Annotated in this window: 21 protein-coding genes; 11 read left to right on the top strand and 10 right to left on the bottom strand. The window is 55.4% G+C overall.

Translation table 11 applies throughout. The features are described from left to right. The coding region (locus tag AC2FEB_RS18635; RefSeq protein ID WP_496884256.1) for a hypothetical protein at window positions 1–964 on the top strand (964 nt) is incomplete at its 5' end. Next, entirely contained in the window at window positions 965–2,302 is a 1,338-nt protein-coding gene (locus AC2FEB_RS18640; protein ID WP_496884257.1) for an arylsulfotransferase family protein, read from the top strand. 19 nt (window positions 2,303–2,321) lie between these two features. On the opposite strand, the gene AC2FEB_RS18645 is transcribed toward AC2FEB_RS18640, so the two are convergent. The 3 genes from AC2FEB_RS18645 to AC2FEB_RS18655 form a co-directional block, all read right to left on the bottom strand. Next, the gene (locus tag AC2FEB_RS18645; protein ID WP_496884258.1) at window positions 2,322–3,785 is read right to left on the bottom strand and encodes a glycosyltransferase family 39 protein; all 1,464 of its coding nucleotides are present in this window, start codon (window positions 3,783–3,785) and stop codon (window positions 2,322–2,324) included. Between the two features lie 394 nt (window positions 3,786–4,179). After that, the gene (locus AC2FEB_RS18650) at window positions 4,180–5,187 is read right to left on the bottom strand and encodes a glycosyltransferase family 2 protein (RefSeq protein ID WP_209599255.1); all 1,008 of its coding nucleotides are present in this window, start codon (window positions 5,185–5,187) and stop codon (window positions 4,180–4,182) included. Between the two features lie 227 nt (window positions 5,188–5,414). Continuing rightward, window positions 5,415–6,692, bottom strand: coding sequence for a right-handed parallel beta-helix repeat-containing protein (locus tag AC2FEB_RS18655; protein WP_496884259.1), 1,278 nt, complete (start codon window positions 6,690–6,692; stop codon window positions 5,415–5,417). Window positions 6,693–7,147: 455 nt separating this feature from the next. Here AC2FEB_RS18655 and AC2FEB_RS18660 point away from each other — a divergent pair, with 455 nt between their 5' ends. The 3 genes from AC2FEB_RS18660 to AC2FEB_RS18670 all read left to right on the top strand — a co-directional run bounded on the left by AC2FEB_RS18660 (window position 7,148) and on the right by AC2FEB_RS18670 (window position 11,058). Next, window positions 7,148–9,184 carry a right-handed parallel beta-helix repeat-containing protein gene (locus AC2FEB_RS18660; RefSeq protein WP_496884260.1) on the top strand — a complete coding sequence of 679 codons (2,037 nt, stop codon included), beginning with the start codon at window positions 7,148–7,150 and terminating at the stop codon, window positions 9,182–9,184. A 157-nt stretch (window positions 9,185–9,341) separates the two neighbouring features. Next, window positions 9,342–10,133, top strand: a complete 792-nt coding sequence (locus AC2FEB_RS18665; protein ID WP_496884261.1) for a sulfotransferase family 2 domain-containing protein — start codon at window positions 9,342–9,344, stop codon at window positions 10,131–10,133. Then, entirely contained in the window at window positions 10,072–11,058 is a 987-nt protein-coding gene (locus AC2FEB_RS18670) for a hypothetical protein (RefSeq protein WP_496884262.1), read from the top strand. The genes AC2FEB_RS18665 and AC2FEB_RS18670 overlap by 62 nt, the downstream gene beginning before the upstream one ends. Before the next feature lie 19 nt (window positions 11,059–11,077). Here the strand turns inward: AC2FEB_RS18670 and AC2FEB_RS18675 are convergent, their stop codons facing one another. Continuing rightward, complete coding sequence (locus AC2FEB_RS18675; protein WP_496813320.1) at window positions 11,078–11,884, bottom strand: capsular polysaccharide synthesis protein; 807 nt, start codon at window positions 11,882–11,884, stop codon at window positions 11,078–11,080. Between the two features lie 340 nt (window positions 11,885–12,224). On the opposite strand from AC2FEB_RS18675, the gene AC2FEB_RS18680 reads away from it, so the two are divergent. After that, on the top strand, window positions 12,225–13,571 hold the full coding sequence (locus AC2FEB_RS18680; RefSeq protein WP_496884263.1) for an O-antigen ligase family protein: 1,347 nt from the start codon (window positions 12,225–12,227) through the stop codon (window positions 13,569–13,571). Window positions 13,572–13,594: 23 nt separating this feature from the next. Here AC2FEB_RS18680 and AC2FEB_RS18685 read toward each other — a convergent pair whose 3' ends face one another. Genes AC2FEB_RS18685 through AC2FEB_RS18700 form a run of 4 tightly spaced genes read right to left on the bottom strand, consistent with a single transcriptional unit; the run spans window position 13,595 to window position 17,499 of the window. Beyond that, complete coding sequence (locus AC2FEB_RS18685; protein ID WP_496884264.1) at window positions 13,595–14,275, bottom strand: polysaccharide deacetylase family protein; 681 nt, start codon at window positions 14,273–14,275, stop codon at window positions 13,595–13,597. Beyond that, complete coding sequence (locus tag AC2FEB_RS18690; RefSeq protein ID WP_496884265.1) at window positions 14,272–15,315, bottom strand: lipid II:glycine glycyltransferase FemX; 1,044 nt, start codon at window positions 15,313–15,315, stop codon at window positions 14,272–14,274. The genes AC2FEB_RS18685 and AC2FEB_RS18690 overlap by 4 nt, the downstream gene beginning before the upstream one ends. Before the next feature lie 7 nt (window positions 15,316–15,322). Continuing rightward, the gene (locus tag AC2FEB_RS18695) at window positions 15,323–16,543 is read right to left on the bottom strand and encodes a GNAT family N-acetyltransferase (protein WP_496884266.1); all 1,221 of its coding nucleotides are present in this window, start codon (window positions 16,541–16,543) and stop codon (window positions 15,323–15,325) included. Further along, window positions 16,540–17,499, bottom strand: coding sequence for a glycosyltransferase family 2 protein (locus tag AC2FEB_RS18700; RefSeq protein WP_496884267.1), 960 nt, complete (start codon window positions 17,497–17,499; stop codon window positions 16,540–16,542). Before AC2FEB_RS18700 ends, AC2FEB_RS18695 begins: the two co-directional genes overlap by 4 nt. Window positions 17,500–17,687: 188 nt before the next feature. On the opposite strand from AC2FEB_RS18700, the gene AC2FEB_RS18705 reads away from it, so the two are divergent. The 3 genes from AC2FEB_RS18705 to AC2FEB_RS18715 all read left to right on the top strand — a co-directional run bounded on the left by AC2FEB_RS18705 (window position 17,688) and on the right by AC2FEB_RS18715 (window position 20,598). Beyond that, window positions 17,688–18,758, top strand: coding sequence for a GNAT family N-acetyltransferase (locus AC2FEB_RS18705; RefSeq protein ID WP_496884268.1), 1,071 nt, complete (start codon window positions 17,688–17,690; stop codon window positions 18,756–18,758). 34 nt (window positions 18,759–18,792) lie between these two features. Further along, window positions 18,793–19,425: a GNAT family N-acetyltransferase gene (locus AC2FEB_RS18710; RefSeq protein WP_496884269.1), complete on the top strand. Its 633-nt coding sequence runs from the start codon at window positions 18,793–18,795 to the stop codon at window positions 19,423–19,425. 108 nt (window positions 19,426–19,533) lie between these two features. Further along, complete coding sequence (locus tag AC2FEB_RS18715) at window positions 19,534–20,598, top strand: DegT/DnrJ/EryC1/StrS family aminotransferase (protein WP_496884270.1); 1,065 nt, start codon at window positions 19,534–19,536, stop codon at window positions 20,596–20,598. 12 nt (window positions 20,599–20,610) lie between these two features. On the opposite strand, the gene AC2FEB_RS18720 is transcribed toward AC2FEB_RS18715, so the two are convergent. Then, on the bottom strand, window positions 20,611–22,092 hold the full coding sequence (locus tag AC2FEB_RS18720) for an oligosaccharide flippase family protein (protein ID WP_496884271.1): 1,482 nt from the start codon (window positions 22,090–22,092) through the stop codon (window positions 20,611–20,613). Between the two features lie 372 nt (window positions 22,093–22,464). Here AC2FEB_RS18720 and AC2FEB_RS18725 point away from each other — a divergent pair, with 372 nt between their 5' ends. Together AC2FEB_RS18725 and AC2FEB_RS18730 are read left to right on the top strand one after the other, a co-directional pair. Further along, on the top strand, window positions 22,465–23,727 hold the full coding sequence (locus AC2FEB_RS18725; protein ID WP_496884272.1) for a nucleotide sugar dehydrogenase: 1,263 nt from the start codon (window positions 22,465–22,467) through the stop codon (window positions 23,725–23,727). After that, window positions 23,714–24,970, top strand: coding sequence for a glycosyltransferase family 4 protein (locus tag AC2FEB_RS18730; RefSeq protein WP_496884273.1), 1,257 nt, complete (start codon window positions 23,714–23,716; stop codon window positions 24,968–24,970). The genes AC2FEB_RS18725 and AC2FEB_RS18730 overlap by 14 nt, the downstream gene beginning before the upstream one ends. Window positions 24,971–25,218: 248 nt before the next feature. On the opposite strand, the gene xrtD is transcribed toward AC2FEB_RS18730, so the two are convergent. After that, window positions 25,219–26,838, bottom strand: coding sequence for a VPLPA-CTERM-specific exosortase XrtD (gene xrtD / locus AC2FEB_RS18735; RefSeq protein ID WP_496884274.1), 1,620 nt, complete (start codon window positions 26,836–26,838; stop codon window positions 25,219–25,221). Between the last annotated feature and the right edge of the window lie 19 nt (window positions 26,839–26,857).

The following is a 26,857-nucleotide window of genomic DNA, read 5'->3' on the forward strand; positions in this document are numbered from 1 at the left end:
CGGAGCGTTTCGTGTGTTTCTCGGTGGGTTCGGCGCCCTGTTCATATTGCCGGTTCTGATCTGGTTCCTCTATCCGGAGCCTTATCTGATTGGTCGCAGCATCGGCTTTATCGGTTTTGTCTTCGCGGGTGTCGCTCTGGCAAGCACTGCGGTTGTTGCTCAGGGGATGGCCGGGGTGCCTATGTCGCGCTTTGCCCCGGTTGCAGGGCTGACCCTGGTGCTGATCTTTGGTGTCAGCCAAGCAATTGCGTCATCGCATATCTGGCCACTTTTTCAGCGTGTGGCGGAGCAGGATGTTGCCCTGGCCGACGACATAGTGGAGCGAGCCAGATCGATGAATGGTTTTGATATCACATCGACACCGATCCGTTCTGTTGGTGGGCCTGCTGACCAGCACCTAAGGTTCGGTGGTTTTCAGACACCCAGTACGTTTCATCGTGGCATCGACATGAATTCCATATTTCAGATTCGTTATGGAGCTGCGAATTATGCCGGGTCGGTTCTGACCCCTCCGCGGCCCTGCGCGGCCTTCCCGGAAGATGGATCGGTTTTCATGGCTGAGGGCACGCTTTTTGTTTGCTTCGAAGCTACTGAGCCCCTGCCCAGGCAATCTACCTGCTTTCTTCTGGGGGGCGAAAGGAATGCTGCGCTTTGTTACTCTGACACTATGGCCGTTCTGCTGGGGCAAACCTGCGCGGATATAGATCCCGGTGACGGCCAGATCGTTGCAACCCAGTTAAACGAAGCTGGCGAGTGGATCAGGTTCAACCGTTTTCCCTGGCAAGCTCTGGCCACAGAAATGAACGGTCTGTGTTACAGGTTTCTGAGTACAGGAGGCGAACCGTTCTCGGTCCTGCGCATTGAGCACAAGACGGCGATGGGAACCGAGTGGACCGTGGAACATGACGCCACAGACGCACAGGCGTTGGAGGAAATATTAAGTACGGGCAATGAGGTGGAGTAAGTGGCCGTGGATCGCCAGAATGTAGTGAGTTTTATCGTCTTTCTCGTATGCGGTGCAACGCTGGCTTTTCTGGCAGGTGTTTCTGCAGCCGTTCTGAATTTGCCGCCGACAGCTTTGGTTCAGGAAGCCAGAAGCACGGTAAAAGAGTTGATCTACGGCCCGTGGTATCGTGACCCCCGGTGGATGCCGCGTCGCTATGAGAGAACCGGCCTTGTCACATATAATCCCGAGCTTAGCTGGGCTGGGTTAACAGTCATGCAAGGCATGTTTGACGATGGCGCACAGGCGCGCGTCTATGATGCTGACGGGACGCTTTTGCGCACCTGGCCGCTGGATTTTCACGCAATTTGGTCCAATCCGGCTCATATCATCCCTGACAAGAATATCCCCAAGGGATCTGGAGAATATCACACTCAGGGGGTTGCCCTGGGAAAGGATGGATCCGTCCTTGTCAATTTCGCCGAGCTGGGCACCGCGCGCCTTGGTCCTTGCGGTGATACCGTCTGGACTGTTGATCAGATGACCCACCATTCGATCACGGAGAACCCGGATGGGACGTACTGGATTCCAAAAAAACGTGATCCGGCCACCATAACCCCTAAATATATGCTTCCGGGCGCTTCGGTCGAAGCAATCATGGATTCCGACAATTACTATGCCGATTCAGCGCTTTTGATCGACCCCGAGGGGCGTATCATTGAAGACATCCCCATCCTGGAGCCAACGATTGACTGGCTGATAGAAAATCAGGAACTGGACGTCATCTATGGGCTCAATCCAGAAGAGCTGGACCCGCTACATCTCAACGATATCGAAGTTGTCACCCCTGAACTGAGCGCGCGCATCTCAGGGTCGGAGCCCGGAGATTTGCTGCTCTCCATGCGTAATCTCCACGCGCTGGCTGTGTTGAACAGATCCAGTGGCAAGATCGTCTGGATGCAGCACGGACCGTGGCTGAAGCAGCACGATCCCGATATCGAGCAGGACGGCACCATCACCGTCTTTGATAATGGCAGCGGTCACCGAATGCCTGGCCGTGATTTCGTGGGTGCCCGTGTCCTTCGGTTCGATCCCGTGACTGGTCTGGCTGAGACGGTTTACCCCCAAAACGATGATCAGCGTTTTTTCAGCTTTATCATGGGTACACATCAGGCGTTGCCCAACGGCAATATTCTTGTAACCGAAAGCACATCCGGGCGCGTTTTCGAGATCACTCCGGATGGAGAAACCGTCTGGTCGATGGTGTTTGTCGCGGGAACCCGCTCTGCCGCATTGATAGAGGAAGCGCGGCGTTATCCTCTGGATTTTGTAGATAGGTCAGTCTGGTCTTGCCCCTGATCTCCAGCTCGGCAGTCGCTCAGTCACGCCGATATACATGAACGTCACCATCGCCCAGTGTTCCGGGGAAGTCATGAACAAGGTCCAGCTGCCCTTTGGCATCCTGCCTCAGTTGCGGGATGGCGCTGAACATTCGGTTCGGAAACAGGACGACCAATGTCACAGGACCAGGTTGAGCTATCGCTTTTGCATATGCTTCGGGGTCGCCAATGGTTGTCCAGTTGGCATTGAAATGGTTTTCAAAGACAGGCCCGCCCGGATTGATGGCGTAAATCCGCTCGGAAGGGTTGCGGGTCTGTTCCACAAAGGCAAAAGCTCCGGCCAGATTCTGTTTTGGCGCGGCATAGTTCCGCTGCACAAGAATCACGGATAAAGCGATCATCGCCGCAACACCGACGGCGAACAGTGGCATTCCGATCCGAGGTTGGCTTATCGCTCGTGCCACAATGCCCGCACCGTGCCAGCAGCCGATGACCGCAAAAATGATGACCGGGCCGATATCAACAAAAAAGAAGCGTGGCCATATCCGCATGTCGAGCGACAGGAGAATAGCCAGCGTCACCACGATATGCATAACGATGGACGGGAAAAACAGCGGTTGTGCTGAATGTGCTCCTGCGGCACCAAACGCCAGGGCGACCAATCCGCCGAATGCAACAATCATGGTCAGTGGGCCAGTATCTCCGACTGCCGTCCGTAGCCCTTCCAGCACTGTCCAGACCGGGCTCTGATACTCCTGCATAGGATCGACAGCGGATGTTACCGCTACCTCGCCCATGGCTTCCACGAGGCTTGGAAAGATCGGCAGATACAACAACACAATTAAGACCAGCGCCATTGCTACGCCAATAAGAGGCCGCAGCACCCAGTCACGGGTCAGGGCGGGGCGCCCAAACCCGGTTACCAGTGACACCAGCCAGATGAAACCCAAAGCGACAAAGAAGAATACCCCGGTCAGGTGTGTGAAAACCGCAGCTGCGGCAGTCAGGCCAAACGCAACCCACGTGCCGACGGTCGGACGGTGCGTTCCCCGCAAAAAGAAAATAATGCCCAACGTGCTCCAGAATGCGAGCTCGGTATATCCGCGGGCGTTCTGCGAAAACCAAACCTGATGATACGAAAGTGCGACAAGCAGGGCCGAAATATGAGCGACCTTCGTGCCTGCAACATCCCGCGCCAGCCACCAGATTGCAGCAACGATGCCAACGCCGAACAGCACCGCTGGAAAACGATAGGCCCAAGGCTGATCTCCGAAAATCTGCGAGACCAGCTTAGCCTTCATGCTGAAGAAATAGTGATGGTTCATCGAGTATTCGCGCATCATTTCGCCCCAAGGCAGGCGGACATGCGTATCGACGGTCCAAATTTCATCATACCATAGCGGCGCATTCAGCCCTGCGGTTCGCAGCACGGAGGCGAGAAGCAGTATGAGCAGGAGCACAGCCAGGTCATTACGCCCAACTGCGGGGGATTGTTGTATCATGGGGTTTTACCGGTCACATGTGCCTCGGTTCTGGGTGGCATTTGGTAAGTCGACCTTGCGTGAGGTGCGCGCAGCTGTCTGTCGGTATTTTTGCTCCTGTGGTGTATGTGCATACGAATGCGCAAACATTGGAAATTTTGCGCAAAGATCGTCGCCTTTTTTTGGATAATGCGACCTGATGGACCTTATTGGTGCTATTTCTGGGCCTGTGACCTTTCTATATGCTGGCCAGCTCTGCCCCGCACCCTTTGGTTGCGTCAGATGGCTTGCAGGCAACTGTTGGCGCAACATTATCTCGCAATTCCTATGACATTCGAAATGATCGCCGACCAACAAAACACCGCCTGTACTGAATAAACGGATTGAACGTTCTGATGGTTCAATTGACGAAAGCTCAAGTCAATGGTTTTCCGTCGGGCGGCTCCGCAAGGGCCTCGGCGGTTAGGCCAAGGCTGCTTTCGACAATGTAAAGCGGGCGTTTGCGGGCCTCGTCAAAGAGACGCCCCAGATACTCGCCGATCACGCCAAGCACCACGAGTTGCAAACCACCGATCAACAGCACGGCAACCATCAGCGAGGCATAACCAGGTACGTCCACCCCGTAGATCAGGGTACGTACGATCAGGAAAATGCCGTAGATAATCGCCGCCAGGGCGGTCAGCATACCGACATAGCCAGCAATTCTCAGCGGGACGGTGCTGAACCCGGTAATGCCGTCCAGTGCGAAATTCCAAAGACGCCAGTAGTTGAACTTGCTTTGTCCCGCTGCGCGCTCAGGCCGGTCATAAAGTACCTCGGCATGTCGAAATCCGACCCAGGCGAAGAGCCCCTTCATAAAACGATTATGTTCTCGCAATTGGGTTATTGAGCGAACCACCCTTTGGTCCATGAGCCGAAAATCACCCGTATTGGCCGGAATCGGAACCCCTGAGAGCCTGTTGATGATCTTGTAGAACTTTATCGCCGACCAGCGTTTCATCGCGGTGTCCGTATTGCGGCGGTGCCGGACGGCATAGACGACATCGAACCCTTCGCGCCATTTCTCGAGAAAGCTTTCAATCAGTTCGGGGGGGTCCTGCAAATCCGCATCTATCGGAACGACTGCTCTGCCCGAGGCAACGTCAAGTCCGGCGGTCAGGGCGATCTCTTTGCCGAAATTGCGGGAAAAGTTTACCACTTTGATGCGCCTGTCATGTTCGTGCGCGTCGGCTAAAATTCTGGCTGTGCCGTCTGTGCTGCCATCATTCACACATATGATCTCATAGCTTTCGCCAAGGTTTCCCAGAAACTGGCCCAGCCGATCAAACAGGATTGGCAGAACGTCCTCTTCATTGAACATCGGCACAATAATGCTGAGTGTCGGGGTATCTTGACCTGCATGACCGGCTCGAGACTGCGACATGGGTGTGTTCATATTTGGCGGCACCGTTTGAATGTCGTTTATTGTGTAGATGGCTGTATGTGATCATGGTTTGATGCGGGCCTCAAAGAGTTCCGCGCCTGCGCACAGCTTTTTTGAGCATCCGTGTCTGTTTGTAACCACTACATGTCTGCTCTTTTCGTGGGAATACCGGGAGTATTCTGAAGATTTGACCTGATGTGCCCGGTGCGGGCGCCGTCATATTGGGACTATTTGCGGGTTGGGTAATTCTTAACAAGCGTGGAGCCGGCATTCAGCCGATCGATTTGGCTGCCCGGCCGCACGCCATATTCGTTATGTCCGTTTGCCGGTCCGGTTGCGTAGTAGATGAACTCACTGTCGTAAAATCCGGGTGCCCCCCGGGATACATCCTGAATGGCGGCGTTATTAAGGATGACCCAATCGCGCTGGTTCTTGTATCCGCTGATTTTACTGACGGCGTTTTGTTCGATAACGACTGAGGTTGAATCCGGGGAAACGCTGATGCGCGGAATGGTGATGCCCCCATCTTTCTCCCGTCTGACCCGGATGACCGAATTTCGCCTGATCGACAGGTTATCTGCCCCATGGATCGAAATACCGTGTGCATGGGCATTATAAATCACGTTGTTCTCGATCAACACATTCTGATGACGAACCATGGGATCCCCCAAGTTTTTGCCATCCCCGCCCATCCAGATTGTCTGAGCATAATCTCCCGCGCCCATGTCAAAGATATTGTTGCGAATTACGATGTCTGTGCTGCGTCGGTTGGACGCGCGCATGATCTGCAGCATGTCACGGTGATCCTTGCCTCCGCGTATACCGCGAAAATTGTGCAGATGATTGCCTTCGATGATCAACCCATCAACAGCGCCCATGGCCATACCGTCCGAGCGTATGTCGTAGAAGGTGTTTCCCCGGATCGTTATGTCGTTGCCATGCCCACCCGTAAGCCCCTTCCACCATCGACGGAATGTGTTCTGGGACAGTGTAATCGATACATTGTCCTTGAGGCGGAGTCCGCGGCCATGCCCCACTCCTGATTTGTAGCCACCATCGAACAAGGAGTTCGAGACGGTCACGTTTCTGCTGGAATAGATGGTGAAGCGGGTGGTTGAGTCCTTGTCCCCCGGGGAATACTCATAGTCAAAAATCAACCCATCCAACACGATGTTGCCCGCGCCCTGCAGGCGTAATTCCGTGAAACATGCAGGCGACCCGGGGTTGGCTGAGCGGATCGTGATGGGCTTCTCAAAGATATTGCTAATTTTCAGAGCGCCATAATTCCCGCCTCCAAGAATGAACGTCTCTCCTCCCTCCGCGTTTTTTACGGCGCCTGCGAGTTCAGAAGCGTTGCGGAGTGTCTGGCCCTTTTCTGTACCGGACACATTTGTCGTGGCCTTCGTGTCGGTACACGCCCCGGCGGCATAGGACGGGGTCGAAAAAGAGAGTAGCAAAATGCAGGCACACACCAGCATTCCGAAAGAACTATGTCTGTCCCGCATGGCAGGTCCGCCCGTGTCACGTTCATCAATTAGGAAGGTTACGGGCATGGATGAGTCGTGTCCATAAAGCTGTGTTGAACAGAACGTTGATGGATTTGATGGGGCACCCATACGGGGTGACGTCACGTCATCGGGCAATTCACCGCCGATATTTGTTCGGGATACGCGGGCCCATGCCGGAATAGTGGCAATTGTGTGTTCATTGTTGCGGCAGAGGAATCAATTCGTAAAACCCTTGGGTACCGCTAAGGGAAGGGGAACAATTCCCGGTAACGAGTATCAACTTCACTCGGAAATGAAGGCGAAGGGACATTATTGTCCCGATGCAGGCAACAATTTCCAAACATAGCCACATTCTGGCCCACCTGTCGCCTTCGTGCGGCTGTTCCTTCTGTCCTGGGTGAGCGGGATTCTTGTGCGCTGCCACTCACAGCGCCTATGCAAAAAGGTGAAAGATGTCGACGACAATCACGGTAACCTCTGCGGCGGAGTTGAACCAGGCTCTGTCTCAGGCGACAGGTGGGGAAACGATACTGCTTGCGGCAGGTGATTATGGGGTGCTGAATCTCAAAAACGCCCTTTACACATCCAACGTGACAATCAAATCCGCTGATCCGAGCGCGATGGCAAGCTTTTCGGAAGTTTATGTCAACCAAACCTCGAACGTCACGTTCGATACTATCGAGTTTGACTATACATATGTCAGTGGGCAGCGTGAATCTGCCAGCAAGTTCCGGATCGACAACAGCACCAACATAAACATCGTCAATTCGGTTTTTGATGGGGATTTTGCAAGCGGAACCGGGACCTCGGCTGATGGGACAGGTTTCGGCAAGGGGCTTGTGGTCGAAGGTTCGGCAAATGTCACTATCGCCAATTCCGAGTTCCATTCCTGGTGGAAAGCCATAAATGTCGGCACCTCCTCGGATGTTGATCTGATTGGCAACAACATTCACACAATCCGTTCTGATGGTATCAATCTGGGTCGGGTTGACGGCGTTCTGATCGAGAACAACTATATCCACGATTTCGGGGGGGCCGCGGGTTCTTACGATCACCGCGATATGATTCAGATTAAGCGTTCCAGCGAGGATGGCAGCAGCGACATCATCATTCGGGACAATGTCCTGGATATTGGGTCGGGTGACTACACGCAGGGCATTTGGGCCGGGGGCGACAACGCCAACTATTCGGATCCGACGGACTGGCACCAGGATATCGTGATCGAAGGAAACGTTATCTACAATGCCCATACTAACGGCATTGCGATTCACATGACCGATGGTCTGACGATTTCGAACAACACATTGATCGCGGTTCCGCGCTCGGTGACGGGTGGTGTGACCATTCCCAAAATCACCGTCGGATCATCTTCGACCAACGTGATCATCGACCAGAATGTGACATCCGGGATTGCTGGCCACCAGGGACAGTCCGGCTGGACGGTTCTGGACAATGCCTTTGTTCAGAATACAGACCCGAACGCAGCCGGATATTATGATGCTCAGTTTACCTATCATGCGACAACCGCAACCGATGGGTACAACCAGTTTGGTGTTATTCCCGGTAGTACAGTAGATGTTCTGGGGGCAGGTTCTGACCTGGTCGATAGTTATCCGCTCTCCTACGATTCTTGGGTTGGAACGGCGACAACGCCTGTCTCCGGTGGAACGGGAACCAGTACACCGCCGTCAGGCACGACGTCCGGTACGGATACCGGTGGTACATCTGGTACGGATACCGGCGGTACATCTGGTACGGATACCGGCGGTACATCTGGTACGGATACCGGCGGTACATCTGGTACGGATACCGGTGGTACATCTGGTACGGATACCGGTGGTACGTCTGGATCGACATCGCCTTCTGTCCCATCCGGTCAAATGGTCTTTGACGACTTTGTTCTGGATATCGCGAACCTGCCAGATAACGGTCAGGCCGAGCTTATCGGTGATGCGACGGTTGTGGACACGGCGTCGGGTCCGGTGATCCAACTTGACGGAAACCGGGATCTTGTGAAATTGGGGCGTCTGACCGAGTTTGAAGATTCCGAGCAGATTGCTTTCACGGTTGAGTTTACCAGATCTGAAGCAGACGGCAGCACCCAGCGTTTGGTCTGGAACAAGGGCCATGTGGGACTGACGTTGACAGGTGATGGCCTGATTGCGCATGCCACAAACAATGATGGCAAATTCACCAAGGGATTCCATGTAGATAATCTGGGCCTGAATGATACCGAAACCCATACGATCACCTTCTTGGTCGACCAGAATGCAGATCGTCTACAGGTTCTCGTCGATGGGAATGTGGTGCTTGATGAAACCAATACCGATTTTGATTTTGTCGATGCGCACGGCGGCAAGGAATGGGGTTGGGATCTAGGTTTTGCGAGAAATCGTTATATCGATGGTGAAATCAGCGCGTTTGCAATCGACGACGAGGTCGTTTTTGTAGACACGCAGGTTGTGCAGGACGATTTTTCGATTGCCTGACACGATATGCATCGGCGAAATGTCGGCGCATATATGGTTGAAAAATTACACTGGCTGGGTGCAAGATCGCACCTGGCCAACTGTATTTCAGGACAGCCATTCCCTGCCCTGGAGAATTGCGGCTGTTTCAGGCCGATTGTGTTGAAAGTTTCGAGTTATGATTTTGTCTGACAGCCATCGTTTTGTGTTCATTCACGTGCCGAAATGTGCGGGAACGTCTGTTCGTAATGCTGTTTTGTCATTCCATGATGCAGACAGCCGGTTTCTGAAACTGGTCGAGCGACATCCTGAACTGGGTGAAATAGACTATCGTCATCTTCCACTGTCGCTGCTGCGTGACCTTGATCCTGAGGCCTTCGGGAAGCTGAAGGAATACGAAAGCTATGCACTGTTGCGGGACCCGTATCAGCGCTTTCAATCGGCCATGTCGCAACGCGCCAAAATGTATCTGGGCAAGGAATTTGCGCAGCTCAGCGATGATGAAATCCGCGCAGAGACCGAGAAGGTAGTGGCATATCTTCGTTCTGATCCTGCGGTGATTTCTCCGGAATATGTGCATTTTTCCCGGCAATCCGATTTTGTCCGGATCAACGGCGAACGGTTGGTGCGCAATCTCTATCCGGTCGAACATCTTGATCTTTTTGTTCAGGCTTTGACCGGGCAGATCGGCCTCGCTTCGCTGGAAATTGGGCATGCCAACAAGACCACGGTGTTTCGTCACCCGCAGCTGAAACGGGTCATGTATGGGGGGAGTGCGCTGGCCCGTCGCGTTTTGCCTAGCCCGGTGCACGAAGCATTGCGTGTCTCCGCCCGCCGCGTTCTGATGAAATCCGGGGGCACGCAACCGCATCCGGTCTTGAGTGAACCTGTTTTTCAGGACTTTATTCGTGACTATTATGCCGAGGATATTGCCCTGCACCGGGATGTTCTGGCAGGTGTTGCAGCGTGATCCGGCAGGCAAGGAACGGAGCGGGCAGGTGCAACCGGTAAAGGAATGGCGCATACATCTGGGTGCGCATAAGACCGCGACAACACATGTTCAGGATACGCTGCTTGCACATCGGGACCAGATGGCGCGGCGGGGCGTGGATTATATCCCCCGGGAAGCTTTTGGTCCGTTACAGCGCCGCTATTCAAACCCCGGTCATTGGCGAAGAAGGTTCTGGTCAAGACTATTGGCCAATCAGTTTATGCGCCAGACTCAGGCGCTGCGCGGCGGAGCAGAGACGGTTCTTGTTTCGGACGAAGATTTGCTGGGCTATTCCGACGGTTTATTGTCGCCTGTCTTTTACCCGTCTTTTCGCGGGGCGCATATTGTCACCGAGATGCAAAAAACGGCTCCTGTTACGCTCTTTCTGGGGGTGCGCTCTTATGACAGGCTGTTGCCCTCAGCCTATGCTCAGATGATGAAATCCTTTGCGCCGGATCCGTATTGGCAATCCCGGATCGGCGCGGACGTTCTGAAGACGCCGCCCAGTTGGTCCGATCTGATCGAGCGTCTTATGGCGGCCTTTCCCGGTGCAGCATTGCGGGTCTGGCGACAGGAAGACTACAGCGCACACTGGCAGAAGATTCTGACAGCTTTTGCAGGCCGGAACGTGGGTGAATTCCCACAGATCCCACCACCCACAAGAACCACATCGCCATCGCAAGAGGCGATCCACCAGGCCGAGGCTCTGGATCGTTCACTGTCAGTTGAAGAACGCCGTATGCGGGTTAAGAAGATCTTCTATAATGACGTGCCGGATGCCGTCGCTGGCACCCCGTTTCAGCCATATCAAAGTGAAACGGTCAGCGCGTTGCGACAGAAATACGAGCAGGATCTACAAAGGATCGCCCGAAATTACCCGGATATGTTGATCCGGATAGAATGATGCAGCCAACCCTTGCGGGTCAGCCGACCTTGGGGCGTTTGGGAACTTCGGTTTCCGAGACGCGCAGCAATTTCTTCGCAATTTCAAGATGCTGAGCGTTCCATTGCCAGCGTAACTTTTGTACGGGTGCCGCGCCATCGTCCAGAATGCGGGCAACCCGGGCATGATCGCGTTGCCGCAAGAGGCATTCATGTACCAGATGCGGCCCGACACATCCGAATTTCGGGACTTCACGCAGGGCGCGCCGGAACGGGCGGCGCATGTAAATCAGCAGTTCAAATAATGTCTGACACCAGAAATACAGATGCGGTTTCTGGCGATTTTTCCAATACTGAACACTGTAGTCATACCAGTCCGCCATTATAACATTTTGCGGTTCGGAGGCCAAAAACCACGTTGCCACTTCACGCGTATATCCGGGCCATGTGAACCATCGAGTTTCCGGGGTCCAGAAATAGGCAAAGAACCCTCGTTGCCCTACAATCGGCAGCCAGTCATTCAATGGTTTGATACAGAACGCGGTCGCATCCGCCCAAACACCGCCGTGTTCTTTCAAAAGCTTGAACCGCAGAATGTTGGAATAAGATTGTATCGATATTTCTGGCGAGAGCTTTGGCATATCGACAAACTCTGCGACCGTGTCCTTGTCGAGAATGCGGAGGGTCCAGTCCGGGTTTTTGTCTTGCCAGGATGCAATGCACATCCGCACGATTTCGGGGGCTTCATCAATTCCTTTATCCCAGAACATCCAGATGTTCTTGGGGATGATCCGCGGCACAGCATTATCGAACCCGTCGGGTTGTGTCTTGCCGGCTTTGCGGGTCAATCTGCGGGCAAAACTGCGAAGCTGTTTACCCTTAACCAAAGATACAAATAAAAATAACCAAGGGTTCCCGGCCAAATCCAACGCTCCTATCGTAACCCATGTCGGTGTTTTAACGACCATTCCAGAGCCGCGCCAGAAAACTATCGCGATTGGCCTGCATCTATTTTTTGCTGTGTATTCACCGCCATGCTTGCGAAACAGTCGCGCGAAATACAGGGTATTGTTTTTCCTAAATCGGTGATGGCCCCTTGGATGATGCGGATTATACTTCCCTAGCGTACACGTTAAGCATTGTTGGTAGTATCGCACCGATCAGGTGTTCTCCAGAAAGGCACGGTTCATGTCACTTGTTATGCAGTCCGGTCACCAGACCGCTGCCGGCGCGGCCGAAAAGTCCCGTCACGGGCTCATAATCGCGCTTTTGATTCTGTCTTTCGTCATGCCGTTCTTTTTCTTCTTCATCGGCCTGAGGTTGAGCGCGTATCGTTTGTATTTTCTGGCCGCCACAATTCCGGTGCTTATTCAGTGGGCCAAGGGTGCGGCAGGCCCGGTGCGGTCGCCTGACATTCTGGTTTTGCTTGCGGCGATGTGGGCGGCGTTGGCCCTGTTTGCCAACCACGGGATAGGACGTTGGCAATTCGCAGGTATTCTGGTTGTGGAAACAGTCGTTCCATATCTGTTTGCGCGCGTCCTGATCCGGGACTACGTGACATTTCGAACGGCGGTGTGGTGGCTTTTTGCCATCGTTCTGGTGCTAGTCCCTTTCGCACTGTACGAAAATATCACGGGGAAACCGATCCTGCTAAACATATTTGGCGGGGTGTTTCAGGTCTATGCAGACGTGAATCAGGAGCCGAGATTGGGGCTGGAGCGGGCGCAGGCCTCGATGCCTCATCCGATTTTGTTTGGCGTTTTCTGTTCACCCGTTCTTGCGCTGTCCTGGTATGTGCTCAGCCCGGAAGGCGCATTCTTCAAGCAAACTCAACGCTCGATTATTGTTAGTACGGCTGTTTTCAGCTCTTTGTCTTCTGGCGCCTTCATGGGGGTTATGTTGCAGGCTTTCCTGATCGCCTGGGATGAGATTCTGAAGAAAATCAAAAGCCGATGGGTGATTTTTGCCATCATATTCGGCATTATCTATACCATCCTCGAACTGGCGTCGAACCGGAATGCGTTTCAGATCATTGCGACAGAGCTTACATTCTCGGCCGGGTCAGCCTGGAACAGAATTCACATCTTCAACCACGCCATTGACGATATTTTCCGCAACCCGATTTTTGGGATTGGTCTGGGTGAATGGACTCGCCCCAAATGGATGAAGCCAAGCGTTGATAATTTCTGGCTGCTCATCGCCCTGAGATACGGGATTCCGGCCCTGATATTTCTGGGTCTGGCCGTCATTATCGCAAGTTATCAAATCATCCGCGCCCCTTTGACTGGCCTCTATGCACGGGTTCGAACCGGATTTCTGATTTCGTTCCTAAGTCTCAGTGTGTCTGCATTCACCGTGCATTTGTGGGATGCCACCTATTGCCTGTTCATGTTCCTTCTTGGCAGCGGCATGTGGTTGATTGATGCCCGGGAAACACCCGAAGGTGAGGGCGAACAGGTGCAGGGAACATCCACCCGACGGGAAATCCGCTATACGCGCTTTCCCAAAGGACCTGACCCGGAACCTGCCGAGTAACAAGGTTATACGTTGGAATGTGTTTAACCGGTCACCGTCCAGCGACGCCGGGTCATTCCGACGGCGCGGCGCAGGCGGCGCAGGGCGGGCATGTGACCTGACAGAACGGCCTGCATTTCATCGGGCGACATATCACCACGCAGCGAGGTGCGGGGGCGTAGGAATGCACCTTGCCGCCATTGACCACCGTCACTTGACCACGCCGTCGTATAACCTGATGCACGCAAGGCCCGTAATACCCGCGCATCGTAACGTCCGAATGGAATCCCGGCCTCGGTTATCGACCGGCCGCAGATATCCTCAAGCTGTGCCCGGGATGTCTCCAATTCCTGCCTGAGCATCGCATCGTTCAGTGTCGGCCAGCTGACATGGTCAATTCCATGGCTGCCGATCAACATACCTGCGCTCTGCAGGTTATGCAGGTGCTTCTTGTGCAGCGATCCCGTTTGCCCGAGGCGCCCGGTCAGAACAAAGAAACGTGCATGAAGACCCCGGTCAATCAGGGCGGGCAGCGCAATATCATGATCAGACAGGTTGCCATCATCAAAGGTGATTACAATAGCCGCTGGGTCAGGCATGGCGGCAACCTGGTCAAGGACGTATTCGAATTGCTCCCGCGACAGCCAATATGGCGCTTCGCCGGGCTCCAGCGAGCGCCCGGGATCTCCGATGCCGTGAAAGTTGACGCTTGTCAGGTTGGTCATTTTCGCCGCCTCTTCAAAAGCGAATGCAGCGTTTCCGCGGTGCGGATCGCAGGCGCAATTAGCCCTTTGGGTTGGAACTCGTAAGGGCCTGCTGCCTGTAGGTCTGCCCCCCCGGTGCGGTGCTTGAACCGTGTGACCGTTGGGTTTGAATCAGGGTCTATACCGCCCAGATCGTAGAATTTCATGCCCAGTTCTTTGCAGCGTAGAATGGAATGCCACATCAGGTAGTGTCCGGCATTCAGCCGTCGCCCGGCTTCAGCTGTGGCGCCGAAAAGGTAGACGGCGTTGATGCCGGCTCTGCCAATGGTCATGCCGGCGATGTCAGCACCGTCCTTCCGAGCGAACAGAACCTCATGGTCAAAATCGGGCCCTGTAAGCCCATAGTAAAATTCGGGGGGAATATCCGGGCGAAACCCCTTGGTGGCCTGTACGTCCTGATATAGCGCGTGAAACCGGCTGCGAGCCTCTGCAATCGGAACGATATCCAACTCCAGCCCAGCCTTGAGCGCATTGCGCAGCGGATTGCGCCACTTGCCGTGCAGCGCGCGCATCAGCGTGTCTTCGTCCTGATCACAGTTTACTACGACAGTTCTGTAAGATGGGGACCGCTCTGAGTGGACAAAACCCTGGCCGGCGGCCAGTTCGTCGAGGGAGGGCACGTCATAGCAGGCGATCACCGGAAAACGCAGGCGCAGGATATGTCCTGTTGCTGTTGCATGCGCGCGCAGTGCTGCGAGCACCGCCTGCACGGTTTCGGGCGAGGGATCGGGGTGATCCCGATGCCGGATCAATGGCCCCGCTGCAATCCATGCGATTCCGCGCCCAAGCGCGGGCAGGCGCTTGATGCGCAGGCACGCGGCGGCGACGATCTGTCCAGACGGGGTTTCCACCCGGACGAATTGCGGTTCTGCCCCGATCCGCCGAGCGGCTGCCTGCGCATAGGTCAGGCTCTGTTCATAGGTCAGATCCTGAAAAGCGGCGCTGCAGTCCAGCCAATCGGATGCAGACAGGATATGAAGAGATAGGGGTTCAGGGGTCATGACGGATTTATATCCTCGTCCTGACCCAGGCGGCCCATAAAGGTTTATGCCTCAGTGGAAGGATCGATCTCAGGCGTGGAGTCAGGCGACCGAACCAGAGCCTGTAATAGGCCAGATGCAGCAGGCGCGCCCAACCCAGGCAGAGTTTGAGACGTATCGCGGCAAAGCCAGATTGCCGCGAGATGATCAGGCGGTGGGTGGGAACTGCTTCACCGCCGTAGATCAGCTTGTAGCCGTAATCGCCAATCCCGGCCTCAATCCGTGTGATGCCGCCCTCAATCAGGTCTTCGATCATCTGAACCAGACCGATCTTTCCCAGACTCAAACGTTCAAGCTCGGGGTCGGTTGATCTGGCAGGCAGGCGCCAGTGGCAGATCTGGCCGGAAACCAGGCAGAACTGGGTTGCCAAAGCTGAGCTGTGGCCGTGCTGTTCGACAAACCATGTTTTTCCGCTGGTTAGGGTCTCTTTGGCAAGCTCACTGTAAAAGGCCTCACTCCCGGCCCAGTCGGTGAAATGGCCGCCTTTTCCAGCCTTTTGCCATTGTTGGTTGTGAAACCTGACAAAGTCCTGGAATTGCACCGCGTTGGGATGGGTCACTTGCGTTGTCAGCCCATGGTCACTTTGCAGGCGTTTTAGATCCCGTCGATACTGATTGCGCCGCTTCTTGGACAATTGGCTCAGATAGCCGTCAAAGCTGCCGGGAAGCTCAAAGACGGTGTGTGTGCCCGCAGCACGATCCTGCAACGCCAATGGCGGGTGGGAAGACGCGTAGTGGGCCACCGCATCACGCGCAGCGTGCAGAACCTGTCCGCGCTCGGACGCGGGGGTGAAGCTGATCAGATCGGCACACCCCCGCCCGAGAAGGTCAGACAGTGCCTCCGTCAGGCTCGGTGTCACGGCCCACTCTTCGGCTGCCAGACGAAAAACCACTGTGTTTGGGTCTGTTGCAGCAAGTTTTGCGATACGTATCCTGATTGGCCCCAGCCAGACCACGTGGATCATGAAAGGGATCAGGGCCACGAGATGCCCGTTCGCATTGCGCACCACCAATGCGCGAAGTGTTCGCCCCTGCCCAAAGTGCATCCACCATGTCAGTACCCAAACCGGGTTGGCATAGATATCCGCGCCCACCCGATCGGCAAGAGCGATCCATTCTTCCACCATGTCGCTCAGAGGTTCCACCCCATCAACCCACTGGAATGATAACTGGTTTGAAGCTTCGGTCACTCGACCGGTTCCTGTCTGATCAGATGATACCGCAAGGAAGCGCGCGCAAGCCGTCGTCGTGCGGCAGCTTCGTCATGTTGTCCGGTGGCAGACATCAGGAAACGCAATATAGAGGACCCGACAAAGATGGCCCGCCCACAGAACGCCCCCCAAAGGCCGTAGTGCTTGCGTAAATAGATCATTTTGCTTTTTTGCATTTGCACGAACATGCGTGACCGGATCTGGACCGTGCTTTTGCCACCTCCGTCCAGATGCAGAATCTGCGCTGCGGGGGAAAATACGCAAGACCATCCGGCGTCGCGAATGCGGCGACACCAATCGGCCTCTTCAGAATAGACAAAGAATGCTTCATCTAACAGGCCAACCGATTCGAACACGTGACGGGGGACCAACATGAACATGCCCGAAACCACATCGACCGGTCGTTCGGAGTTTCGGTCCCAGTCTCCATACTCGGCATGGCCCAGAAGCCGATTTTGCGGTGACAGGCGATGCAGTCCGAATTCGATCAGCGCAAGATTGGCAGGCCCGGGATCGGCAAAGCAGGTGCGCTGAATGGTGTTCTCATCCTCCAATACCTGGCAACCGAGGCATCCCACATCGGGATGCTGCCCAAGCCAGTGGACCATTGTGTCGATCGCGCTGTCCAGAATGATGGTGTCGGGGTTGAGCAACAACAAGGTGTCCCCTTGCGCGATTTCCAGTCCTTGATTGTTGGCGGCAGCAAAGCCCCGGTTGGTCTTATTCGCGATCAGCCGCACCCGAGGGAATTCTGTTCGCACGAGTTCGGCCGAGCCATCGTTTGATGCATTATCGACGACAATGATCTCATGCGACATCATTGTTTCGCGTTCGATGGACGTCAGACAATCCCGAAGAATATCCCGGGTGTTCCAGTTCACGATCACGATTGAAACAGCGCAGGCAGTAGACGTGCTGTTTGGTGATAAAATCATGATACTCTATTCTCGTTAACCATTCACATTTCAAATTACTTGGTCATTGTTTCATTCTATGAATACACTGACCACAATCCTCTGAAGATAATTGTTGTTTTATAGCGGTCGTAAAAGTCAAAGCGTATAGACCAGTATATTGAGGTAATAGTTTGACAGCGCCGGACCTTCGAACCCAAGACGATATCGTGGTCGACTGTAGTGAATCCCTGAACACGGAACAACGCGCGGATTGGGATAGATTCCTGAAAGGGGCAAAACACCAGCACCCGCGGCAATCTCTGGTTTTTGCCCGTTCCGAGCAAGCCTCGGGCCGAAAGGTTCTGTATGCCCGCGCCCAACGCAGCGGCGGCGCTCTAGTGGCTGTTGGCCTGCTTTCGCTTGAGCCGCACCCTTTTTTGCCCGGTGTCTGGTCCAAAGCTTATTGTCTGAGCGGCCCGGTATGCGACGACGCCCACAACATGGCTGCGTTTCTGAAAGCCCTTTGTGAACATCCTGAACTGGCCAGCGTGGGCAGTCTGAATGTCACCCCATTCTGGACAGAACAGGACGCGATAACAATGGATGGCGCTCTGGCTGGGGGCGGTTGGCGGGTTTCCGAAGAGGAGCAGTTCCGCGAAACCGGGTGGGTGGACATATCCGGGACCCGCGAGGAAATCATGAAAAGTTTCTCCAAAAGCGCCCGGCGCGAAGTCCGCCGCGCTGAACGGCAGGGCGTTACCTTCCGCATTGCAGAAACAAGCGAAGAGTTCGGCATCTTTCTAAGCAGCATGAACCGCCTGCGCGCCACGCGCGGATTGGAAGAATTGGACGTCGCTACATATGAGACGACATTCGAAGACGTGCTGCGCCCTGATGATATTGGAACCGTGATCATGGCCTGGCAGGAGGATGCGTTTCTGGCTGGCCTGTTGGTCTATCGCAGCAAAGACGTCGTGCATGGGCGTCACTTCACAACCGAGCCGGAACATCTCAGGGTCGCCGGCAATCTGCGTATCGCGCCGGCATTGTGGCTTGAGGCGATGTGCTGGGCGCAGCAAAAAGGATGCAGCATCCTGGATGTAGAGGGGTATAGCGCTCCGGTTGCGGGTGACAAGAAGTTCAACATCCACAAGTACAAGTCGGAATTCGGTCCGCGCAGTATTCGACGGATTTCCGAGCGGCAGAAAATTGTGAACCGATATGTGTTTCTAACCGGAAATGCCCGTGATCTGCTGCGGGGGCATTTGAAAAAGGTCAAACGGGCGATCATGGGATGAAGCCTGGATGTGAGAACGGTCGGCGGTGCTGAAGATGAAGTTAGCAAAGAAAGGCAAGATACAGCTGATCCAGGGCGCGGCGCGGCTGGGGCCGGGAATGCTGATCAAACAGGTCTGGCTGGCCTTTCTCGACAGTTTTGTACGCAAACGCCATCTGGTGTTCAGGCTCGATACTCAGAACAGCAGCATGTCGCAACCCGCTCTGAGCGGGGGTGGACGCTTGCGCGAGGTTTTGTCTGCGGACGAACTGGATCAGCCGGATCTGGCTTGGTTGACCGATCCACTGGCTGCGCATGACTGGGGTACTGTGGACTGGCTGGCACTCGGGTGGCGGCTTTGGGTGCTGGAGGAGGATGACAATGTGCAGGCCCTTGCATGGGTGCGCGATGCGACGCACAGTCGCGATTTCTTTGTCCCCCTAGGCGAGAGGGAGGAGCTGTTTTGGCATGTCTATGTCCTGCCGGATTATCGAGGTCGCAACTTGCAGGAACGGCTATGGCGGATGATTGCGGCGGACCGGGCTTCGGATGGGGTCGAGGGGATTTTCACCAATTGCAGAGATTACAATCTGCCGTCCCGCAAGAATATTCTGAAAATGGGCTTTTCCCCTGTGGGGCAGTGTGACGAAAACCGGATCATGCGCCGCCGGGTTTGGCGAAGCTATTGAACTTTACAGGCTGACATGACCACTAAACCCACCCGGAACACCTTGTATTGTGGCGACCCCCCGATGCGCTTTTCTAACCTTTTCCGGTCGGACCCGGAGGGGGGTTATATGTCTCTGTTCAAGGGGCGTCGGGCGTTTCCAAGCTATAACACCCGTGTTGCGATCCGGGCGGCCTGCGACTTGTTGGAATTGCAGCCCGGGGATCAGGTTCTGGCACCGGCCTACAATTGTGGATCGGAAGTTGATCCGTTGATCCATGCGGGTTTGTCGGTCCGGCTGTTTCCGGTGGCGCAAGATCTGATTGCTGATCCTGCTCGGATCGAGCCGCTGATCTCTCCACGGACCAAAGTGCTCTATGTCATCCACTATTTCGGGGTTATTCAGCCGGCACTGGCAGAGCTGCGCGAGCTGTGCGACCGGCATGGATTGCGGATGATTGAGGATTGCGCGCTAAGTCTTCTGAGCGGGGCATCACCCGCCGAAGGTCGTACCGGTGACGTGTCGGTGTTTTGCTTTTATAAATTTGTTCCGGTTCTGGGCGGTGGTGCGCTGGTGATCAATGCGCCCGATTTGCAAAGCGATAATCCGTTCAACCGTCCTGCACCGCGCAAGGTTGTCGCGAAAACACTGGTGCGTACTGGTCTGACCGCCGCGCTTGGTTCAACGCGCGCAAAGGGAATGGTTCAGGCGCTAAAGGGCAAGCCTGTGGCTGAGAATGCCCCCCTCGAGAACGATAAGTTGGAGGATATTCCGGGGCACTACTATTTTGATCCGGCTCTTCTGAACGCAGGGATGAGCGTTTTTGCCTCCCGCCCCTTGAAGTCATTTTCCGTCTCTCAGGCGATATCGGCCCGGCGGTCGAACTGGCAGCGATACAGGGATTTGCTTGAAGGAAGTCCGGGTGTTCATCTGTTGCTGCCCGAGCTTGCACCGGAGACCTGCCCCCTCAACATGTCGGTGATGGTGGCAGACAGGGACCGGGTCGTTCAGACTTTACAAAGTAAGGGAATAGGGGCGACGCCGTGGTGGGCGGGATTCAACCGCAACCTGGACTGGGGCGGTCAGGAAGAGGCAATGGCGCTGAAAAACAAGGCGCTGTCACTGCCTTTGCACCAGTATCTTGGGGCGGCGCATCTGGATTATATCGCAGCCCAATTACGAGCTGCGCTGTAACGGCAACCCAGTTCAGGCGCGCTCGCGATGTAGGTGGCCGCGCAGACGGGTTAGCAGCGAAAAGACCAGTGTTTCAAACCCCTCGGGGCGGCCTGCAATGATCCACAGCAGAATGTGTGTCGATGTGTAGGAGACAACACCGACACCGACTTTGGTCAAAACGATTGCCATGAGGCGAGGGGCATGCGTTCCGGCGTGCAGGAGCATATCTGTAAGCATCACCAGAGCAATCATGACGGCACAAGACAGGATGCTGCGCCAGGCAACGGTCAGCGGTTCGAAAAGACCGCCTTTGCCAAACCTCTTGGCAATGATCAAAGTGATGATAAGGGCAGTAAAGCTGGACAGCCCTGCTGCTGCCAGCGCACCGTGGAAGTCAAACTTGGTGCCGATCCACATATAGAAGCAAACCAATGCCAACAGGGTTGTGTTCCGGATGAACAGAATGCGCGTTGACCCTTCGACATAGCTGGCGGCCCGGACATTTGCCTGCAACGTTTCCAGTGCCTTGAGCGGAGCCAGAACCCAGATGACCTGTGCCGCAGCAATCCACTTATAACCCATGCCTACAAGTATCATGTTTTCTGCGATCAGCGCGGTTCCGACGCTGACCGGCAGAACGATTGCCAGCAGCATCTCGTTGATACGCATAAATGCTTCTTGGTGCTGGCCGGTTGAACGCGAGACATCCGCCAGACCCGGATAGATTACGCGTTGCAGCGGAGCGAAGAGCTGTGTTGTCACAATCGTAGTGATGCGGCTGCCAACCCGGAATATCCCTGCATCTGCAAGGCCCAGAGTCGCGCCGATAAATATTTGGGGCATGTTGTTGGCCAGAAACTGGGACAGTTGGGCTCCCATGGACCAGGAAGAAAAAGATAGGGTTTCCCGCCAGCGTGATAATGAAAGCCGTGGCAACATAGGCGCCGTCGCAAATGTCCATAGGTTTCGAGTCGCAATACCAACAAACATGGCCACGATGATTGCCCAAAAGCTTTGCCAAAGCCATGACAGATAGATGGCGGCGCTGGCATAGGCGATCCGATTGAAGGTTTCCTCAGCTGCAGCCAGCGAAAACCTGAGGCCGCGTTCATACAGCAGAAAACGCGGGCTGCGCACAGCGATTAGCATGGAAATCGCGGCTATCGCAGGTAAAATATCTACAAGTTCGGGTATGCCAAGCAGGGCCACAACGGGCTTTGACAGCCACACCAGTGCGGCGGCCATCAACCCCAGCAGAATCTGCATGGTGAACACCGTGTTAAGGTGCTCGTAGGTCACGTCATCCAGCCGGATCAGCACAATGCTGACCTGGCGTTGCAGCATTTCAAGCAGCGCGGTCGCGATTATGAAATAGGCGATGATTCCAAAATCTTCGGGTCTGAGAAGGCGGGCAGTGATGGCAAGTGTGGCAAAGCCCAAGACCTGTCTGAAAAGACCGGAAGCCAGTAAGGTTGCAGCGCCTACTGCAAGAGCGGATCTGCGGGTCAGCATGCTGGATCGCAGGCCTGCTTTAGGAGAATGCGTCAATCGTCCCATCTTTCTAAATTTAGAACAAAAAACAATTTAACGCCTCAGTGTTTCTAATTTTACCTTTTACCAAGGTGTATCTGGGTGTGACACGGGTAACTTTTGTGGCAATCCGGAGCAGTCGTTGGTAATCAGTTGGAAGGTTGTTATTCATCTAGTGACAAGGTCGCATGCTTTCCGCTCAGTGTCAGATAGCATTACTACATTTCAAGGAAAATTTGCGATTAATCTCACAATTTGAAATCTATTTGCGCAAGGATAGCAGGTATGTGAGAGCTTGTGTTCGATTTAGAAACAATTGAGTGACGGCACCTGTTTTCAAGATGGTATAACAGTATGAAGATTGCGATTTTTGGTCTGGGGTATGTGGGGTTCACGGCAGCGTGCTGTCTGACCCGTGAGGGGCATGAGGTGTTCGGCGTCGATGTAAATGCCGACAAGGTTTCCGAAATCAATGCCGGGCAGCCTCCGATCAAGGAACCCAAAGTGGCCGAACTGCTGACCGAAGCGCTTGCAAGGAACCTGATCCGCGCAAGGGTTGAAATCCCCGACCTGTCCGATGTCGATCTGGCCATCGTTTGTGTCGGTACGCCCAGTTCTACTGACGGCTCGCACAACATGAATTTCGTGGCCGAGGTGACGCGACAGATTGCCAAGGCCGTGTCACCGGACCGGGGGCGGCCGCTGACCGTGGCCTATCGGTCCACCTTCCGGCCCGGCACGGTGCGCCAGCTGATCGAGCCGATCTTCCAAAGCTATCTGGGCGATCAGACGGGTCAGGCGATCGAGATTGTCTATAACCCCGAATTCCTGCGCGAGGCTTCGGCGGTTGATGATTTCTTCAACCCGCCCAAGATCGTTGTGGGCACCGCCGATGGCAACCGATCCGCAGTGATGGATGAGATGCATGAAGGGCTGGATGCGCCAGTCTTCTACACCGCCTTTGAAGAGGCCGAGATCACCAAATTCGTCGATAACACCTGGCACGCCACCAAGGTGGCCTTTGCCAACGAGGTCGGCCGCATCTGCCACAGCATGGGCGTGTCGGCGAAAACCATGCACGAGATTTTCGTCTCGGACACCAAGCTGAACATCTCATCCTATTACACGCGTCCGGGTGGTGCGTTCGGGGGGTCCTGCCTGCCCAAGGATGTGCGTGCGCTGCAGCATATCGCCGGTGAGGTGGGCGCGCATACCCATCTGATCGACAGCCTGTTGCAGACCAATCAGGCGCATAAGACCTATCAGGCGCAGGACATCATGGCGCGCCTGCCCGAGGGTGGCAGGGTGCTGATGGCGGGGCTGGCCTTCAAGGCCGGAACCGACGATCTGCGTGAAAGCCCCAATGTCGATATTGCCCGGCGTCTGCTACAGGCGGGGTATCAGCTGTCGGTCTATGATCCGGCCATTAAACCGGCCGATCTGCGTGGCCAGAACCTGGGTTATACTTTTACCCACCTGCCAACAGTGGGCAGCCTGTTGGTGGATCGTGCCACTGCCGAGGCCGGACTATGGGATCTGGTGATCGGGTCAAACAGGATCATCAATGATCTGGACCTTGGCGATGCAGAGGTGGTGAGAACCTATGAATATGACTAGCCCTGTGCCCGCGGTTCAGCCGATCTCGTTCGATGAGCTGCGACAGAGCCAGCCTCTGAGAGGGCTGAAGGTTCTGATCGTGGTCGAGAACCTGCCCGTGCCCTTCGACCGCCGCGTCTGGATGGAGGCGCGGACGCTGGCCGCCGCAGGCGCGCTGGTCTCGGTCATATGCCCCACCGGCAAAGGCCATGAGGAGCGTGTGTGGGAAGACGAGGGGATCAAGGTCTATCGCCACCCCCTGCCTTTGGATGCCAGCGGCGCGCTGGGGTATCTGCTGGAATACGGCGCGGCGCTGTTCTGGGAAAGCTGGCTGGCGCTGAAGATCAAGTTCACCCGCGGCTTTCACGTCATCCATGGCTGTAACCCGCCCGATCTGATCTTTCTGGTGGCGCTGCCATTTAAACTGTTTGGTGTGCGCTATTTGTTTGATCACCACGACATCAACCCCGAGCTTTACGAGGCCAAGTTCGACAAGCGCGGCTTTTTCTGGAAGCTGATGAAGACGTTCGAGCGGTTGACCTTCGCCTCGGCACGGGTGTCGATTGCCACCAATGAAAGCTATCGCAAGATCGCCATCGAGCGCGGCGGCATGGCGCCCGAGGATGTGTTTGTGGTCCGCTCGGGCCCCGATCTGAGCCGGTTGCAGCACCTGCCCCCGAACCCGGCATGGCGCAACGGGCGGAAATACATGGTGGGCTATGTCGGCGTCATGGGCGATCAGGAAGGGATCGACCTGCTGCTTGAATCCGTGGCGCATCTGGTACAGGTGCAGGGGCGCGACGACATCCAGTTCTGCCTTGTGGGCGGGGGTCCCAGCCTGGACAAGCTGCGCGAACAATCTGCTGAAATGGGCCTGTCGGAGTACGTCACCTTCACCGGCCGCGCACCGGATCAGGATCTGTTCGAGATTCTGTCGACCGCGGATGTCTGCGTGAACCCGGACCGGGTGAACGAGATGAACGACAAATCCACCATGAACAAGATCCTCGAATACATGGCCTTCGAGAAACCCATCGTGCAGTTCGACGTGACCGAAGGGCGGTTCTCGGCGCAGGAGGCCTCGCTTTATGCAAAGGCCAACGATCCGGTCGATATGGCCGACAAGATCAGCGAATTGCTGGCGGATGACGACCGCCGCGCCGTCATGGGCCGCTATGGCCGCGCCCGGGTAGAGGCTGAAATGGCCTGGCCCCATCAGGTACCCGCGCTGATCGCGGCGTATAAGCGGATCTGGAAGGGATAGGGCCCTATCGTCGCTCGTTGGCAGCTCTTTCGCTTATGTGCATTTGTCTAGTTCAGGCCTTCGGCAATTGGGCCTTTCCGGTCGAGCTTGGTGATTGTGACAGGATAAGGTGGTTGTGTTACAAAGTAACCCGGTCGTGGGAGGATTGGGGCAGTGCCTCGGGACCTCTTTTATTCGTCTGTCTTTGAACACGCTGGAGTATTTTTCGATTGCAATCGGGGGAAACCAAGCCGGACTTTTATCTTAGATCAAAACGGCACAAACCGCGGCAGGCGGTTCAGGCTGGGTTCCATGAACCGCTGTAGTCGTGCATCTGCATCCGCCTCGGTTTCGCCGGGCAGGATGGGGGTGACAAATCGAACCAATGCGCCGTCGGTCCGGCCCATGGTGAACCCGTCCTGAATAACGCTCATCTTAGCGCGGAAATCGTTGACCATGCGTTTGCCGCGCTGTTCGAACCAGTAGTAGACAAGCTGCTTTGACAGCTCTTTCTGGATGACCGCGCGGTTGACGGTAAAGCTGCCGTAGGGGGTGTCGCCCGGATTGATCTCATATGGCTCAAGGCTGAAGATTTCCCAGCCACCTACGGGCAGGCAAACCTCGGGTGAATGGATGCCGTCGCCATCAGTTTGCTTGTCGTAGAAGGCCACGAACATGTTCACGAAATCACCCGATCCGCTGTCGATATAAGTGGCATGGAGGTAATCGCTGGCGCCCAGAGTTCGTTCAACATTGGGATCAAGGCTGGTGGTCGACCCCGACCAGTCGCCCAATTGGCGCGGATAGAGGACAAAGGGGTCCCGCTCGATGGGTATCACCTCGGAGGCGGGACGTAGTGTCCACGCGGTCGAGACCGCAAGCGTCAAAAGCGCGGCGAGAGCCAGCGCGACTGAGGCGCGGATGGCAAAGATACGCAATGCGACGGAACCCAGCCCTTCGGTATCCAGATCGATTGTCTCGGCAAAGGGCTTTGGATCGGGAGCCAGACGCTGCAAGCCGATCGCCATGAGAAACAGAATGGCGACGCAGAGCAGGAAGATGATCCAGCCTTCGAAGAAATGCATGAACCCTTCGGCCTGTTCGATGCCATGCTGATTGACCAGAATGCCGATCACGCCGATGCGGATGGAATTCATCAGAACGGTCAGCGGCGCGGCCGAGACCAGTAGAACCACCTTGTGCCAGATCGGGCCGCGGTAGAGCAGGGCAAAGAGGTATGAAAAGCTGAGGATCGGGAACAGGTAGCGTAGCCCGGAACAGGCCTCGGCGACCTGCAGCTTGTAGACCCCCAGATCGATGACATTGCCTTCGATAAAGACCGAAACACCGGCGAGCTGCACGAACCAGACGCCCAGCTCGGACGACACCCATTGCAGGAAGATCGTGAGCTTCCAGTAGACGAACTGGGGCAGGGGCAGCATGAAGACCAGATGGATTACGGGCAATTGGTGGTATTTCCCGCGTTGCCAGCCGAAGACGGTCACCATGACGCCACCGGTCCAGATGATCATCGCATAGGTGACGATATCCGGAATTCGGGCCAGATTTCCCAGAATGGCGATGGTCAGGGCTCCGGCAATCACCGCCACGCCAGGCCAGCGGTCGCGCGCAATGGAATTGGGCGCCGGCATGTTTCGCAGTTCGCGCAGGAACAGGTACAGCGAGATGATAGGGATCAGCGGTCCGTGACTGTATTCCGGCGTGCTCCACGCCGCGCCCAGCGAGACAATGCCGATCCAGAAAACGGGAAGTGACCCCAGCAGCAACAGGACAAACCAGAACAGCCCCGCAGCGTTGATGGCAGGCAGGGCGGTTCGGGCCGTCTCAAGCACTTTGCGGCGGCTGTCGTTCGAATCGAGGCGATGCATCACAAACCATCATGCATAA

The sequence above is a fragment of the Ruegeria sp. YTSC106 genome, assembly GCF_059609765.1.

Excerpts from the sequence above, each read along its gene's own strand:
- AC2FEB_RS18645 (WP_496884258.1), bottom strand. The coding sequence starts at position 3,785 with ATGATACAACAATCCCCCGCAGTTGGGCGTAATGACCTGGCTGTGCTC.
- AC2FEB_RS18650 (WP_209599255.1), bottom strand. The coding sequence starts at position 5,187 with ATGTCGCAGTCTCGAGCCGGTCATGCAGGTCAAGATACCCCGACACTC.
- AC2FEB_RS18655 (WP_496884259.1), bottom strand. The coding sequence starts at position 6,692 with ATGCGGGACAGACATAGTTCTTTCGGAATGCTGGTGTGTGCCTGCATT.
- AC2FEB_RS18660 (WP_496884260.1), top strand. The coding sequence starts at position 7,148 with ATGTCGACGACAATCACGGTAACCTCTGCGGCGGAGTTGAACCAGGCT.
- AC2FEB_RS18665 (WP_496884261.1), top strand. The coding sequence starts at position 9,342 with ATGATTTTGTCTGACAGCCATCGTTTTGTGTTCATTCACGTGCCGAAA.
- AC2FEB_RS18680 (WP_496884263.1), top strand. The coding sequence starts at position 12,225 with ATGTCACTTGTTATGCAGTCCGGTCACCAGACCGCTGCCGGCGCGGCC.
- AC2FEB_RS18685 (WP_496884264.1), bottom strand. The coding sequence starts at position 14,275 with ATGACCAACCTGACAAGCGTCAACTTTCACGGCATCGGAGATCCCGGG.
- AC2FEB_RS18690 (WP_496884265.1), bottom strand. The coding sequence starts at position 15,315 with ATGACCCCTGAACCCCTATCTCTTCATATCCTGTCTGCATCCGATTGG.
- AC2FEB_RS18700 (WP_496884267.1), bottom strand. The coding sequence starts at position 17,499 with ATGATTTTATCACCAAACAGCACGTCTACTGCCTGCGCTGTTTCAATC.
- AC2FEB_RS18710 (WP_496884269.1), top strand. The coding sequence starts at position 18,793 with ATGAAGTTAGCAAAGAAAGGCAAGATACAGCTGATCCAGGGCGCGGCG.
- AC2FEB_RS18715 (WP_496884270.1), top strand. The coding sequence starts at position 19,534 with ATGTCTCTGTTCAAGGGGCGTCGGGCGTTTCCAAGCTATAACACCCGT.
- AC2FEB_RS18720 (WP_496884271.1), bottom strand. The coding sequence starts at position 22,092 with ATGCTGACCCGCAGATCCGCTCTTGCAGTAGGCGCTGCAACCTTACTG.
- AC2FEB_RS18725 (WP_496884272.1), top strand. The coding sequence starts at position 22,465 with ATGAAGATTGCGATTTTTGGTCTGGGGTATGTGGGGTTCACGGCAGCG.
- AC2FEB_RS18730 (WP_496884273.1), top strand. The coding sequence starts at position 23,714 with ATGAATATGACTAGCCCTGTGCCCGCGGTTCAGCCGATCTCGTTCGAT.
- xrtD (WP_496884274.1), bottom strand. The coding sequence starts at position 26,838 with ATGCATCGCCTCGATTCGAACGACAGCCGCCGCAAAGTGCTTGAGACG.